The sequence below is a fragment of the Aeromicrobium sp. NPDC092404 genome (assembly GCF_040684095.1).
Classification (GTDB): domain Bacteria; phylum Actinomycetota; class Actinomycetes; order Propionibacteriales; family Nocardioidaceae; genus Aeromicrobium.
Genome location: NZ_JBFBFI010000001.1, coordinates 321,403 through 335,725, shown reverse-complemented (window position 1 = coordinate 335,725; position 14,323 = coordinate 321,403). Strand labels below are relative to the sequence as shown.

Annotated in this window: 13 protein-coding genes; 1 reads left to right on the top strand and 12 read right to left on the bottom strand. The window is 69.2% G+C overall.

Going from position 1 to position 14,323, the window contains the following annotated elements; all coding sequences use genetic code 11:
• Positions 1-5: 5 nt before the first annotated feature.
• Positions 6-1,661: a putative PEP-binding protein gene (locus AB0N22_RS01770; RefSeq protein WP_364635246.1), complete on the bottom strand. Its 1,656-nt coding sequence runs from the start codon at positions 1,659-1,661 to the stop codon at positions 6-8.
• 124 nt (positions 1,662-1,785) lie between these two features.
• Here AB0N22_RS01770 and AB0N22_RS01765 point away from each other — a divergent pair, with 124 nt between their 5' ends.
• Complete coding sequence (locus AB0N22_RS01765; RefSeq protein WP_364635243.1) at positions 1,786-2,553, top strand: DeoR/GlpR family DNA-binding transcription regulator; 768 nt, start codon at positions 1,786-1,788, stop codon at positions 2,551-2,553.
• Here the strand turns inward: AB0N22_RS01765 and AB0N22_RS01760 are convergent.
• From AB0N22_RS01760 to AB0N22_RS01710, 11 genes are all read right to left on the bottom strand, one after another.
• Positions 2,550-3,554, bottom strand: a complete 1,005-nt coding sequence (locus AB0N22_RS01760; RefSeq protein ID WP_364635239.1) for a cytochrome d ubiquinol oxidase subunit II — start codon at positions 3,552-3,554, stop codon at positions 2,550-2,552. The two genes, AB0N22_RS01765 and AB0N22_RS01760, sit on opposite strands and share 4 nt — an antisense overlap.
• Positions 3,551-4,954 carry a cytochrome ubiquinol oxidase subunit I gene (locus AB0N22_RS01755; protein ID WP_364635236.1) on the bottom strand — a complete coding sequence of 468 codons (1,404 nt, stop codon included), beginning with the start codon at positions 4,952-4,954 and terminating at the stop codon, positions 3,551-3,553. The genes AB0N22_RS01760 and AB0N22_RS01755 overlap by 4 nt, the downstream gene beginning before the upstream one ends.
• A 78-nt stretch (positions 4,955-5,032) precedes the next feature.
• Positions 5,033-6,193, bottom strand: coding sequence for a saccharopine dehydrogenase NADP-binding domain-containing protein (locus tag AB0N22_RS01750; protein ID WP_364635233.1), 1,161 nt, complete (start codon positions 6,191-6,193; stop codon positions 5,033-5,035).
• A gap of 34 nt (positions 6,194-6,227) precedes the next feature.
• Positions 6,228-7,499, bottom strand: coding sequence for an ATP-dependent Clp protease ATP-binding subunit ClpX (clpX, locus tag AB0N22_RS01745; protein ID WP_364635230.1), 1,272 nt, complete (start codon positions 7,497-7,499; stop codon positions 6,228-6,230).
• A 146-nt stretch (positions 7,500-7,645) separates the two neighbouring features.
• Positions 7,646-8,248, bottom strand: coding sequence for an ATP-dependent Clp protease proteolytic subunit (locus AB0N22_RS01740; RefSeq protein WP_364635227.1), 603 nt, complete (start codon positions 8,246-8,248; stop codon positions 7,646-7,648).
• Positions 8,245-8,823 (bottom strand): ATP-dependent Clp protease proteolytic subunit, encoded by a 579-nt coding sequence (locus AB0N22_RS01735; protein ID WP_364639150.1) that lies wholly within the window; start codon positions 8,821-8,823, stop codon positions 8,245-8,247. The genes AB0N22_RS01740 and AB0N22_RS01735 overlap by 4 nt, the downstream gene beginning before the upstream one ends.
• 117 nt (positions 8,824-8,940) lie before the next feature.
• Positions 8,941-10,107 carry a phytanoyl-CoA dioxygenase family protein gene (locus tag AB0N22_RS01730; RefSeq protein ID WP_364635224.1) on the bottom strand — a complete coding sequence of 389 codons (1,167 nt, stop codon included), beginning with the start codon at positions 10,105-10,107 and terminating at the stop codon, positions 8,941-8,943.
• Positions 10,104-11,102 (bottom strand): Gfo/Idh/MocA family oxidoreductase, encoded by a 999-nt coding sequence (locus AB0N22_RS01725; protein WP_364635221.1) that lies wholly within the window; start codon positions 11,100-11,102, stop codon positions 10,104-10,106. Before AB0N22_RS01725 ends, AB0N22_RS01730 begins: the two co-directional genes overlap by 4 nt.
• Before the next feature lie 76 nt (positions 11,103-11,178).
• The gene (locus AB0N22_RS01720) at positions 11,179-12,330 is read right to left on the bottom strand and encodes a Gfo/Idh/MocA family oxidoreductase (protein WP_364635218.1); all 1,152 of its coding nucleotides are present in this window, start codon (positions 12,328-12,330) and stop codon (positions 11,179-11,181) included.
• Positions 12,327-13,217 carry an ATP-binding cassette domain-containing protein gene (locus tag AB0N22_RS01715; RefSeq protein ID WP_364635215.1) on the bottom strand — a complete coding sequence of 297 codons (891 nt, stop codon included), beginning with the start codon at positions 13,215-13,217 and terminating at the stop codon, positions 12,327-12,329. The genes AB0N22_RS01720 and AB0N22_RS01715 overlap by 4 nt, the downstream gene beginning before the upstream one ends.
• Entirely contained in the window at positions 13,214-14,260 is a 1,047-nt protein-coding gene (locus AB0N22_RS01710; protein ID WP_364635212.1) for an ABC transporter permease, read from the bottom strand. Before AB0N22_RS01710 ends, AB0N22_RS01715 begins: the two co-directional genes overlap by 4 nt.
• Positions 14,261-14,323: the final 63 nt, after the last annotated feature.

The following is a 14,323-nucleotide window of genomic DNA, read 5'->3' as shown; positions in this document are numbered from 1 at the left end:
GCCCGTCAGTCCGCCAGCCGCTCGATGGCGACCTGGCGGGCCTCCGCCGGCCCGGAAGCCTCCATCGCAGCCGCGGCGGCCGAGCGGCACGCCTCCAGCGTCACGCCGCCCAGCGTCGCTCCGACCAGCGGTGCGGCCGTTGCCGCCGCGGACAACGAGCTGATCCCGAGCCCGGCCAGGACGCAGGCGAGCTGGGGGTCAGCCGCTGCCTCGCCGCAGACCCCGACCGGCTTCCCCGCGTCGAGGCCGGCCCGGGCCACGCCTTGGACGAGTCTGAGCAGCGCCGGCTGCCACGGGTCCGTGAGGTGCGACAACGAGGCAGCCATGCGGTCGGCCGCGAAGGCGTACTGGCTGAGGTCGTTGGTGCCGATCGACACGAAGTCGACGTGCCGCAGGATCCGGTCGGCCAGCAGGGCCGCGCTGGGAACCTCGATCATGACGCCCGGCACCAGGCCGTGCGCCCGCACCTTGGCCCCGAACCAGGCCGCCTCGTCCTCGGTCGCGACCATCGGCGCCATGACCCACACCTCACCCGCAGAACCCTCGGCTGCGCGCGCGACGGCGTCGAGCTGGCGATCCATCAGCCCTTCGTCCTGCAGGCCGAGCCGCATGCCGCGGACGCCGAGCGCCGGATTGGGCTCGTCCTTGATCGTCGCGAATCCCAGCGGCTTGTCCGAGCCGGCGTCGAGCGTGCGGATCACGACCTTGCGCTCGCCCATCGCATCGAACACCTCACGGTAGATCGCCGCCTGCTCGTCGACCGTCGGCTCGACGTCGCGGTCGAGGAAGCAGAGCTCGGTGCGGAACAGGCCAACGCCTTGGACGTGCGTCTCGGCGGCCCGGCGCGCTCCGGCGCCATCCTGCACGTTCGCGAGGATCTCGACCCCGTGACCGTCGGACGTCGTCCCGGGACCACGCCACGACGCTGCGGCCGCCACCGCAGCCTCGGCCGCTCCCGTACGTTCGCGGGCAAGGTCCGGACTGGGCTCGATGACCACCTCACCGGCCGAGCCGTCGACCAGGACGCGTGTCCCCTCGGCCACGTCGTCGAGACCGTTCGTGCCGACGACGCACGGGATGCCGAGCTGGCGGGCGATGATCGTCGTGTGGCTCGTCGCGCCACCCAGCGACGTGGCGATCGCGACGACCACGGCGGGATCGAGACCGGCCGTGTCGGCCGGTGCCAGGTCGTCGGCGCACAGGACCGACGGAACCTCGGGTGACGGCACGCCGGGCTCAGCCTGGCCGGTGAGGTCGGCGATGACCCGGTCGCGGATGTCGGCGAGATCCGTGACCCGCTCGGCCATCACGCCGCCCGCGGCACTGAACATGCCGCTCAGCTCGTCGATGGCCCCAGCCGTCGCCGCGCACAGTCCTGCGCCCTCGGCGAGCCGCTTCTGCACGAGCGCGACCAGGCCGCGGTCGCGCGCGAGTGCCGCTGTCGCGAGCAAAACCTCCGCGGCTGGTCCGGTCGCCCGCTCCGCACGGTCCGCGAGCCGGTCGGCCACACGAGCCGCGGCGGCGCTGAACTGAGCCGTGCCGGCGTCAGGGTCGATGCCGGGCTCGTCGGCGGGCACGACGGGGCGGGCTATCGGACGCACGACCGGGCCGACCCCGATGCCGGGAACCACGCCGTTGCCATGGAGGACGGAATCGGACATGGACACTCCTGAACGCGGGACTGGGCAGACGATTCGCCCCGACTCTACTCGCGACCGGGCGCAAAGCCATACACTCGATCGCGAAAGCCACACAAAACCACGTCCTTCGAGCGAGGAGCGCCGCGTGTACGCCGCAGAACGTCAACAGCTGCTCGCCGAGCGGCTCCAGCAGGACGGGCGACTGGCCGTCATCGACCTGGCCGAGGAGCTTGACGTCAGCAGCGAGACGATCCGCCGCGACCTCGCGGTCCTGGAGCGCGAGGGCGTGGCCCAACGCGTGCACGGTGGCGCGGTGGCGACCCGGGCGCTGACGATCCTGGTGCCCAACCTGGCCCAGCGCGAGATCGTCCACGCCGAGCAGAAGCGCCGGATAGCCCGCGAGGCAGCGGCCCTGCTGCCCGACGCCGGCGGCAGCGTCGTCCTGGACGCCGGCACGACCGTCAACGAGCTCGTCGACGCCTTTCCCCTCGATCGCACGCTGACCGTGTTCACGCACGCCGTCCCGGCTGCGGCCAAGCTCATCACCCTGCCGTCGATCACCCTGCATCTCCTGGGTGGCCGGGTCAGCGGGGCGACCGCGGCCGCCATGGGTCCGACGACGATCGACTCCCTGGCCGACCTGCGGGCCGACGTGTGCTTCCTGGCCACGAGCGCTGCGTCCACGGCCCATGGGCTCAGCACGCCGGACCCCGACGAGGCCGCCGTCAAGCGCGCTCTCGTCCGGTCGGCTCGCACCGTCGTCGCCGTGTTCGACTCCTCGAAGTTCTCGCTCGACCACGTGTTCTCGTTCGCGTCCTACGACGACCTCGACGTGGTCATCACCGACACCGACGCGAGCGAGGACGATATCAAGGAGCTCCGCGCCCGCGGGGTCGAGGTCGTGAGGGCCTAGTGCGACTCGGTCCAGCGCTCTGACTGCGTGAGCCAGAACAGATAGGCAAGCGCCGGGACCACGATGACGCCGGCGAGGCCGACCACGACGAGCAGGCCGGACAGCGTCGCATCGGCGCCGGCGGCCGCGGTGATCGTGACCTCGTCGACCAGCATCCACGGATACTGCGCGACGCCCCAGCCGATCACGACCGCCGCCACGGCAGCGACCGCGGCGAACCGGGCCTGACCGAAGCGTCGCCGGTGCAGCAGGACGAGCGTCGCGAGTCCGGCGATGGCGGACGCGACGATGAGGGGTGCCGCGGGCCCGAGCAGGCGGTCGCTGAGCGTCGGCGAGTCCTGCTTGATGGGCACGAGCGCCGCGAACACGATGACGCCCGTGGCGATCCCGACACCGATGGTCCGGGTGCGCAACGCCTCGCTGAGGTCTTGGTGCCTCGCCCGCGCGGCATCGGCGGTCAGGAAGACGCCCGCGAGGAAGGCACACGTGCCCACCGCGATCAGCCCTCCGAACAACGAGGTGGGGTGCAGCCACGAGTCGAGCTGGTCACCGTTGCCCTCGGCCGGCACCCGGCCCGACGCGACGGCGCCGGCGGCCGCACCGAGGAAGAACGGCGTGATCAGCGAGGATCCGGCGAACACCGCGCCGAACAGCCTGGCCTGGGCGAGGGTCGCGGAGTACTTGCGAAAGGCGAAGCTGGCACCGCGCAGCACGATGCCGACCAGCGCCAGCGCAAGCGGCAACGTCAGGGTCGTCGTCGCTGCGGCGAAGGTCTCCGGGAAGCCGGTCCACCAGATCACCAGGATGTAGATCAGCCACACGTGATTGGCCTCCCACACCGGACCGATGCTGTGGTCGATCAGGGCGCGCAGCTCTCCGCCGCGCTCCGACCCGCCCGCCGTGAGGTCGAAGAAGCCCGAGCCGAAGTCGGCACCACCGAACAAGGCGTACAGGACGATGCCGGCGAACATCGCGATCGCCACCACGACGGCGAGGCTCATCGGGCAGCCGCCTCGTCGACCGTGGCGTTGCCCGGACCGTACGGGCTCGGCAGGTCCTCCTCGCCCGCGCGCCACCGCCTGGCCATCGACCGCAGCACGACGAAGGCGCCGATCGTCATCCCGACATAGATCACGACCGCGGCAGCGAGACTCCACCACAGCCCTGCGCTCTGGCTGGCGGCGTCCTCGGTCCGCAGGATCCCCCAGACGACCCAGGGCTGGCGGCCGACCTCGGTCGCGATCCAGCCCGCTTCCATCGCGATGATCGCGAGGGGTCCCGCGACGACGGCGCCACGCAGGAACCAGCGATGGGACAGCAGGTCGTGGCCCCGCCAGCGGGCGAGCCAGAACAGGATCACGGCGATCATCAAGAGGGTGCCGATCCCGACCATCGACTGGAACGCGAGGTGGGTGATGTTGACCGGCGGCTGATCCGCTGCCGGAACCGTGTCGAGGCCCGGCACGGGCTTGTCGAACGAGTTGCGGGCGATCAGGGAACCGAGCTTGGGGATGTCCAGGGCGCCGCGGACCTCACCGTCGATGAGCACCCCGCCGAGCCGCAGCGGAGCAGGCTGCTCGGTCGTCGTCGCGAGCTCGAACGCCGCGAGCTTCGACGGTTGGGTCTCTCCCACCCGCAGGCCGAGCACGTGACCGATGAACGGCTGCACGATCGCCGCCACGGTCGCGAAGATGAACGGCACGGTGAACCCGAGCCGGTGATGGGCATCGACCCGGCCCTTGAGCATGCCGGCGGCGTAGACGCCCGCAACGACGAAGCCGACGACCATGAAGGCCGCGAACCACATGTGTGCGAACTGCAGCCAGACACCGTCGTTGAACATCGCCCGCCACGGGTTGACGTCGGTCACCTCGCCGTTCACGAGGGTGAAGCCGGTCGGGTTGTTCATCCAGGCGTTGACCGAGATGACGCAGAACGTGCCCACGACACCGGCGATCGCCATCGGGATCAGCATCGCGAGGTGACGACGCGGCGGCATGCGGTCCCAGCCGTACAGGTAGATGCCGAGGAAGATGGCCTCGACGAAGAACGACAGCCCCTCGAAGGCGAACGGCAGCCCCAGCACGTCTCCGAACCGGCCCATCAGCCCGGGCCACAGGATGCCCATCTCGAAGCTCAGCACGGTGCCCGAGACCGCACCGATGGCGAACAGCACGGCCGACACCTTGGCCCAGCGCTTCGCCAGGGCCAGGGCGACGGGGTCGTCGCGGACGATGCCGCGACGGTGGACGACGTAGATCATCGCCGGGAACGCCACGCCGAAGCAGGCCAGGATGATGTGCCAGCCCAGCGAGAGCGCCATCTGCTCGCGGGCGGGAAGCAACCCCGGCGGGGCATCACTCGAGGCCAGGACGTGGGTGATGGCTCCGGCGAGATCCATGCCTTCAGCCTACGTCCGCAGCGCCGCCGAACCCCGTCCGAGGAGTGTGAGAAGGTCGCGCATCGAGTTCGTCACACGTCAGGCGTCGTCGACCGTCCGGAAGATGATGCCGGCCTGCTGCAGGCGGTCGATCAAGGCGTCCCCCATCGCCACCGCGGTGGTCGTCTGGCCGGACACCTCGGGCAGGTCGTCGTACGCCAGGCAGAGGGCCGACTCGCCCAGCATCTTGGACGTCTCGGTGTAGCCGGGGTCGCCGCCGGTCACCTCGGTGTGCACCTTCTTGCCCCCACCCTCGGCGAACACGCTGAGCTTGAACCAGGACTTCTCACGCTTCTCGTCCGACGGGCCGGCCCCGGGATCCTTGGCCTTGAGCAGGAGGGCGCGGGTGGGAGGCAGCTGCGCACCCAGGAACGCGACGCCCAGCCCAAGACCGGAGGCCGCCAGCATGCGGCGGGTCTTGAAGTGCGCGAAGTGCGAGTAGGTGAACTCCGGGCCGTAGCGCTCCAGCGCCCGCGCCGAGCGCAGCACGATCTGCGGATCGATCGTCGGCATGGGGACGCCCCAGCCGCCCAGCTCCGGCGCCTTGCCGAGCTTGCCCGACCCGCGCACCGTGCGGCCCTCGGGCCGAGGCTCGGCCTTGCGGCGAGCGCCAGAGACCTTGCCCGACTCGCGCATCGACGAGAACTGGTTGATCGCCGAGTGGTAGGTGCCGCCGGAGAACTCGGCGTTGGCGCGGATGTAGCCCCGCACCCGGATCGGCACGTCCTCGGGGAGCTGCTGGACGGCGTGCAGGACGCCGAGGTCGTACGGGATGGAGTCGAACCCGCACGCGTGGATGATCCGTGCGCCGGTCTCCACGGCCCGGTCGTGGTACTTGAGCCACATGTCGTCGACGAACTGCGGCTCACCGGTCAGGTCGACGTACGCGATGCCGGCCTCGACGCTCGCCTTGACCGCAGCCTCGCCGTACTTGAGGTAGGGCCCGACCGTGGTGACCAGGACGCGGGTGCTGCCGGCCAGGGCGCTCATCGAGTCGGCGTTGCCGATGTCGGCCGAGATGATCTCGGGGCGCACTCCCCCGAGTCCCTCGATGCGGTCCGCGACGGCCTCGAGCTTGCCCTGGTTGCGGCCCGCGATGGCCCACGACCCGCCCGGCGGCAGGTGCGTGCCGAGGTAGTCGGCGGTCAGTCCGCCGGTGAATCCAGTGGCTCCGAGCAGGGCGATGTCGACTGAGGTCATGTCCCCAACGTACCGACGGACGGCAGGAGCGGCTCTACGAGGCCTTCTTGGCCACGTCGTCGTGCGTCAGGATCGTCGGACCCTCGATGCCGGCGACGGTGGCATCGGTCACGATGACCTTGGCGACGTCGTCACGGCTCGGGATCTCGTACATGACCGGCTCGAGCACGGCCTCGATGATCGAGCGCAGCCCGCGAGCACCGGTGCCACGCGCCAGAGCCAGGTCGGCCATGGCGTCGGCTGCGTCAGGGCTGAACTCGAGCTCGACACCGTCGATCTCGAACAGCCGGACGTACTGCTTGGTCAGCGCGTTGCGGGGCTTGGTGAGGATCTCGACCAAGGCGTCCTTGTCGAGGTTGTCGACGGCCGCGATGACCGGCAGACGGCCGATGAACTCCGGGATCAGCCCGAACTTGAGCAGGTCCTCGGGCAGCACCTTGGAGTAGAGCTTGTGCGGCTCGGCGGCCTTGCCGATGTCTTGCTGACCGGTGTTGAAGCCCAAGCTCATCTTGCCGCTGCGCTGCTCGATGATCTGGTCGAGGCCGGCGAACGCACCGCCGACGATGAACAGCACGTTGGTCGTGTCGATCTGGATGAACTCCTGGTGCGGGTGCTTGCGCCCGCCCTGGGGAGGCACCGAGGCCGTCGTGCCCTCGAGGATCTTGAGCAGCGCCTGCTGCACGCCCTCGCCCGACACGTCGCGGGTGATCGACGGGTTCTCGCTCTTGCGCGAGATCTTGTCGACCTCGTCGATGTAGATGATGCCGGTCTCGGCCTTCTTGACGTCGTAGTCCGCGGCCTGGATGAGCTTGAGGAGGATGTTCTCGACGTCCTCACCGACATAGCCGGCCTCGGTCAGTGCGGTCGCGTCGGCGATGGCGAACGGGACGTTGAGCATGCGGGCCAGCGTCTGGGCGAGATAGGTCTTGCCGCAGCCGGTGGGTCCCACGAGCAGGATGTTGGACTTGGCCAGCTCGACCTGCTCGTCCTTGCCCCGCGTGCTGCCGACCTGCGCCTGCACGCGCTTGTAGTGGTTGTAGACCGCGACGGCCAACGACTTCTTGGCGCCGTCCTGCCCGATGACGTAGCCGTTGAGGAAGTCGTAGATCTCGTGGGGCTTGGGCAGCTCACCGAGGCTCAGCTCGGCTCCTTCGGCGAGCTCTTCCTCGATGATCTCGTTGCAGAGGTCGATGCACTCGTCGCAGATGTAGACGCCGGGTCCGGCGATGAGCTTCTTGACCTGCTTCTGGCTCTTTCCACAGAAAGAACACTTCAGCAGATCGGCGGTTTCACCAATGCGTGCCACGTGGAGAGTCCCTTCGTTGGACTACGCAGTCTTCAACTGCGCGGTGTGAGCCGGAGCCGGCCCGTGACCGAGAGAGCAACATTTTCACCTTAGCGGCGAATGTGGGCTGCGTCTCGGTCACGGCGCCTGTGTCGTCGTGCGTGTCGTCAGACCGCGGGGACCTTGAGCGTGTCGAGGACCTCGTCGACGAGGCCGTACTCGACCGCCTGCTGGGCCGTGAGGATCTTGTCGCGGTCGACGTCCTTGCTGACCTCCTCGATCGACTTGCCGGTCGCCTCGGAGATCATCTTCTCCATCAGCTCGCGCATCCTGAAGATCTCGTTGGCCTGGATCTCGAGGTCGGAGATCTGACCGCCGGTGCCCTCGGTGTAGGGCTGGTGGATCAGGATGCGGCTGTTGGGCAGCGCCAGGCGCTTGCCGGGCGTCCCGGCCGCGAGCAGGATCGCCGCCGCGGAGGCCGCCTGGCCGAGGCACAGGGTCTGCACGTCGGGCTTGATGTAGCGGATGGTGTCGTAGATCGCCGTCAACGCCGTGAAGGAGCCGCCCGGGCTGTTGATGTAGATCGAGATGTCACGATCCGGGTCCATGGCCTGCAGCGACATCAGCTGCGCCATGACGGCGTTGGCGACGTCGTCGCTGATCGGGGTGCCCAGCATGATGATGCGGTCCTCGAACAGCTTGGTGTAGGGATCGATGCGCCGGAAGCCGTAGGAGGTGCGCTCTTCCCACTGCGGGATGTAATAGCTCATGAGGTCAGATCTCCTGCGCTCGCGACGACGTGATCGATCAGTCCGTACTCCTTGGCCTGTTCCGGCGTGAACCACCGGTCCCGGTCGGAGTCGAGCTCGATCTGCTCGACGGTCTGGCCACTGTGGACCGACTGCAGCTGGTTGAGCTGCTTCTTGAGCAGGACGCTCTGCTCGGCCTGGATCTTGATGTCCGACGCGGAGCCGCCGATGCCGCCCGAGGGCTGGTGCATCATGATGCGCGCGTGCGGCAGGGCGTAGCGCTTGCCCGCGGTGCCGGCGGCGAGCAGGAACTGGCCCATCGAGGCAGCCAGGCCCATGCCGAACGTCGCGACGTCGTTGGAGATGAACTGCATGGTGTCGTAGATCGCCATGCCCGAGTCGACCGAGCCGCCCGGTGAGTTGATGTAGAGATAGATGTCGGCCTGCGGGTCCTCTGCGTTGAGCAGCAGCATCTGGGCGCAGATCGCGTTGGAGTTGGAGTCGCGCACCTCGGAGCCGAGGAACACGATGCGTTCCTTGAGGAGCCGCTGGTAGATGTGGCCGTCGAGATCCGAGGGGCCGGCCTCGCCGGCCATCCTCGGCGACAGGGGGCTGGGGGTATCCGGTGTGTTCACGTCCCCAAACCTAGACGGCCGGGCCTTCGAACACACGCCAAAACACGGCTGTTCGCTGACAGCGTGAACGGGCCGGCGCTAGCGCGTACGTCGGCGCGCCGCGTGGTCGTCGAGCGCCCGGTCCAGCTGCGCGGCGTCCCAGCTCTCCCCGATCGCACGATGGAGCAGGTCTGCCTGCGACGGCGGCGTGAGTCCGCCGACGGGCTGGTCGAGGTCGAGGTTGGTCGGGAACGGGTAGCCCTCTGCCGCGGCCGCCACCGCGTTCGCGACCTGTTCGATCGCCATGCCGTCCCGGCTCCGTGCGGCGAGCGCCGGGAAGATCGCCCGCGTAACGCGGTCGCGATCGACGGCCTCCATCGCGCGACCGAAGCCCGACGACACCTGGAGCAGGTTGGCCATGCGCTGGATGCCGGCCGAGACGTTGCTGCCCGCCCCGTGGAACAGCGCCGGGTTGAAGAACGCCGCGTCCCCCTTCTCGAGCGGCAGCTGCACGTGATGCTCGGCGAAGTGCTGGCGGAACTCCGGCAGTCGCCACGCGAGGTAGCCCGGGACGTACTTGTGCGAGTGCGGCAGGTACATCGTCGGACCGCTCTCGACCGGCATGTCGGAGTGCGCCACGGCACCCTGCAGCGTGAGCACCGGGGACAGCAGGTGGACGTGGGTCGGGTAGCGCTCGACGACGTCGTTGGCCAGGAAGCCCAAGTGGTAGTCCCGGTGCGGGTCCTGTGCAACGCCTCCGGGCCGGACGACGTTGACCTGCGACGTCACCTGGTAGCCCGGGCCGAGCCAGGCGGTTGAGACCAGCGCGATCATGTCGTTGGCGTAGTAGTCGACGAACGCCTCGGGGTCGCGGACCGCGAGCTTCTCGAGCGCGTTCCAGACCCGGCTGTTGGCGCCCGGCTTGGCGAAGTGGTCGCCCACGGTGGCGCCGGAGGCCGCCTCCTCGGCGATCATGGCGTCGAACGCCGCGCTGACCCGGTCGACGACGGCGAGGTCCTCGAACGCTCCACGCAGCACGACCAGGCCGGGACCCTCGGTCAGGGCGCGGACCAGCTCGGCCTCGACGTCCTGCCGGCCGTCGGTCGTCGCGGACGCAGCGCGGAGGTCGTCGGACTCGTAGACCAGGACCTCGTCGACGACGTCGCCGACGTGCGGGAAGTCGGCCGGGTCGGTCGTCGCGGACACGATCTCGACGAAGTCGTCGATGCGGCAGTCCGAGGCGCGCAGGCGGGACGCGTGGCTCATGCCGCGTACAACCCGGGCCGCTCCGGCACGTCGACGGCCTCGAGGAGGCCCGAGCCGAGTGCGCGTACGCCTGACGCGGCGACGAGGTTGGCGACGTAGCCGTCCCACGCGCTCGCCCCCACCACGTGCCCGGCCGACGACGCCTCGGCCCACGCCGCCAGCTCGAGCCGGTAGGACTCGATGAAGTGCGCCACGAAGTCGCTGCCGATCGAGCTGCCGCTCGAACCCGAGACGCGGCGGACCACCGGCGTACGAGGCTCGAGGGTGGCCGATCCGCCGGTGCCGACGACCTCGACGCGGACGTCGTAGCCGTAGCCGGCGTTCACGAACACCTCGGCGGTGATCATCTGTCCGCCGCTGGTCCAGAGGGTGGCGACCTGGGGATCACGGAAGCCTTCGACGATCGGCGACTCGACGCGGATGCCGACGATCTCGCCGTCGAGCAGCCAGCGGAACGTGTCGAACTCGTGGATCATCGACCCGGTCACGAGGCCGGCGTCGTCGGTGCTCGTCGAGTTGGACGCGTTGCGATGGATGCCGTGCACGACGCGTACGTCGCCCAGCGTGCCGTCGTCGACCGATGCCTTGAGGTCGCGAAAGCCCGGATCGAAGCGACGGTTGAAGCCCACCTGCACGAGACGCCGGCCCAGGGCGACCTCGGCGTCGACGACCCGCCGCGCCTCGTCGGCGCTGACGGCGAGCGGCTTCTCGCAGAGCACGTGCTTGCCGGCAGCGATGCAGGCCAGCGCCAGGTCGGCGTGGGTGAAGTCCGGCGAGGCAATCACCACGGCGTCGACCTCCGGGTCATCGACCAGCGCCTCGGCCGAGTCGGCGGCTCGTGCACCAACGGGGCCGGCGATCTCCTTGGCGCGCGCGGTGTCCATGTCGAAGACCTGGGTGACCTGCGCCGCCGGCACACCAGCGCTCAGCGTCGCCACGTGGGACGCACCCATCGCTCCGGCGCCGATCACGCCGACCCTCAGTCGCTCGTTCACAGCGAGACCCCCGTGAAAGAAAAAGCGTACGGGGGCCTCGCTGCGAAGCCTCGATCGTTCTCTCGCTGGCGCTCGTTCACAGGGAGACCCACTTTCGTTCGTCGGCCGACACGATCATCGCGTCGACGGTGCGCGCTGCGACCAGCGCGTCATGGATGGTGGCGCCGTGCGGCTTGCCGTCGGCGATCGACTGCACGAGCCGTCGGGCCTCGATGACCTTGAGGTCGTCGAACCCCATCGGGTTGTTGGCCCCGGGCTGGAACGCGGCGAGCTCGCCGTCGCCCGGGGCCGCGTAGCGCGTCGCGTAGAACGCGTCGTGGTAGTCCTGGTCGACACAGACCTGCAGCTCGTTCATCCGCCGGAAGTCCCACTTCAGGGCCCCGGTCGTGCCGTGCACCTCGATGCCGTACGTGTTCTGCTCCCCGACCGCGGCGCGGCTCGCCTCGAGGATGCCGCGGGACCCGTCGTCCAGGCGCAGGAGGGCCGAGACGTAGTCCTCGTTCTCGACAGGTCCCATCGCGCCGGAGCCGCGCTCGTAGTGCATCGCTCCGGGACGCGCCTCGGGTCGCTGCGGGATGAACGTTGCCCGGTCGGCGATGAGCTCGTCGATGTCGGCCACCACGTGCCGAACGAGGTCGGCGGCGTGGCTCACCAGGTCGCCCAGCACACCGCTGCCGGAGAAGGCGTTCTGGAAGCGCCATGACAAGGCGCCGTCGGGGTGGGCGGCGTAGTCGGACACGAAGCGGACGAACGTGTGCTCGATCGTCCCGAGCCGGCCCGAGGCGATGAGCTCGCGCGCCAGCTCGACGGCCGGTGCGTTGCGGTAGTTGAACCCGGCGGCCGTCTGGACGCCGGCCGTCTCCACGGCGGCGGCGATCTCGGCCGTCTCCCCGGCGTCGCGACCGGCGGGCTTCTCGACCCACAGGTGCTTGCCGGCCTGCGCCGCGGCGACCGCGACATCACGATGGATGAAGTTGGGGCCGGTGACGCACACGAGGTCGAGGTCTGCCCGACCTACGAGCTCGGTCCAGTCAGAGAGCTGTTCCTCGAACCCGAACGCAGCGACCGACCTTGCCAGTCGGTCGTCGTCAGCCGGGTCGGCCACGGCCACGAGGCGTGGCCGCAGCGGGCTGTCGGGATAGTGCTGCAGCAGCCGGCTCAGCGCCCGGGCGTGGACCTGGCCCATCCAGCCCAGGCCGACGATCCCGACGCGGAGCTCGGCCGTCACGTGACGTCTGCCTTCATGTCCTGCGCGATCGTCGAGTCGGCACCCATCGTCTCCTCGATCTCGTGCGCGAGCGACGCCAGCTCCTCCCCGCCGGCCATCATCGAGGTCAGGTCCTCGAGCGAGAGCTCCGACTTCGGGAAGTCGCCCATGCTCTTGCCGCGGCGCAGCAGCATGAACCGGTCGCCCACGGGATAGGCGTGATGCGGGTTGTGGGTGATGAAGACGACGCCGAGACCGCGCTCGCGCGCCTTGGCGATGTACTTCAGCACCACGCCGGACTGCTTGACGCCGAGGGCCGCGGTGGGCTCGTCGAGGATCAGCACGCGGGCACCGAAGTAGACCGCACGGGCGATCGCGACGCACTGCCGCTCGCCGCCGGAGAGCGTGCCGATCGGCTGCTCGACGTCACGCAGGTCGATGCCCATCGCGGAGAGCTCGGACTTCGTGGTCTTCTTCATGAACTCGATGTCGAGCTTCTTGAACGGACCGACGCCCTTGCTGATCTCGCTGCCGAGGAAGAAGTTGCGCCACACCGGCATCAACGGAACGACGGCAAGGTCTTGATAGACCGTCGCGATGCCGAGCTCGAGCGCCTCACGCGGGCTCGAGAGCTGCTGCTCCTCGCCGTCGATCAGGAGCTGGCCGTCGGTGTGCTCGTGCGCACCCGCCAGGATCTTGATGAAGGTCGACTTGCCGGCACCGTTGTCGCCCAGCACGCACGTCACCTCGCCGGCACGGACCTGGGTCGTCACGTCGCTCAGCGCGATGATGTTGCCGTAGCGCTTGCCGATGTCGCGCACCTCGATGATCGCGGTGCCGCGCGGCGGTGGGGTGTAGGCCGCCGTGACGGGGGAAGCCGCCTCCACGGTCTCGTCGTTGTCGCTCATTTTGCCGCCTCCGCCCGTTTGCGAACCCATTCGTTGAGGAGCACCGCTCCCAGGAGCATGACCCCGAGGAAGGCCTTGAGCCAGTTGTTGTCCCAGCCCGAGTAGACGATGCCCTGGTTGACCATGCCGTAGATCAGCGCGCCGAGGGCGGCACCGATCGCCGAGCCGTAGCCGCCCGTCAGCAGGCAGCCACCGACCACGGCGCAGATGATGTAGATGAACTCCTGGCCGACGCCGGTGTTGCTCTGCACCGTCGACGTCGTGAAGATCAGCAGCATGCCGACGAGCCAGCCTGCGGCGGCGGTCGTCATGAACAAGCCGACCTTGGCCTTGAACACCGGCACGCCGACCTGGCGCGACGAGACCTGCGCCCCGCCGACGGCGAAGATCCAGTTGCCGGTCCGCGTGCGCAGCAGGACCCAGGTCGCCACGAGCGTGACGCCGATCCACCAGAACACCGACGCGTAGATCTGCCCGCCGGCACCGGTGCCGTTGATGTCGATCGAGGAGCCGAAGACCTTCTTGGCCTGGTCGTAGTAGGGCACGTTCGTCATGCCCTGGATCGCGACCTGGCCGATCAGGGCCTTGGTGCCGGCGAGGTCGATGCCCTGCAGGACGAAGAACGTGCCGAGGGTGACGATGAAGCTCGGGAGTCCCGTCTTCATCACGAGGATGCCGTTGATCGCGCCGATGCCCAGGGCCAGCGCGAGCGACACGAGGATGGCGGCCCAGATGTTGAGGCCGTACTCGGTCGTGAGGACACCGACGACGAGCCCGGTGAAGCCGGTCATGGCGCCGGCGGACAGGTCGAACTCCCCGCCGATCATGAGCAGGGCCACGGCGACGGCCATGATGCCGATCGTCGAGGCGCCCCGCAGCCAGGTGCTGGCGCCGCTGCCGGTGGCGAAGGTGTTCGTGGTGACGGCGAAGAACACGAAGATCACGATGGCTGCGACGAGCGCCCCGATCTCCGGGCGTTTCAAGAGCGTGGTGAGGGTCGACGTACGCGCGACGCGCTCGTCGTCCAACGTTGCGGTGGTCATGATGGCTCCGTTCCTCGACGCCCAGGTGCTCGTCGAGCCTGCGTATGGATGAGGGTGAGGCCC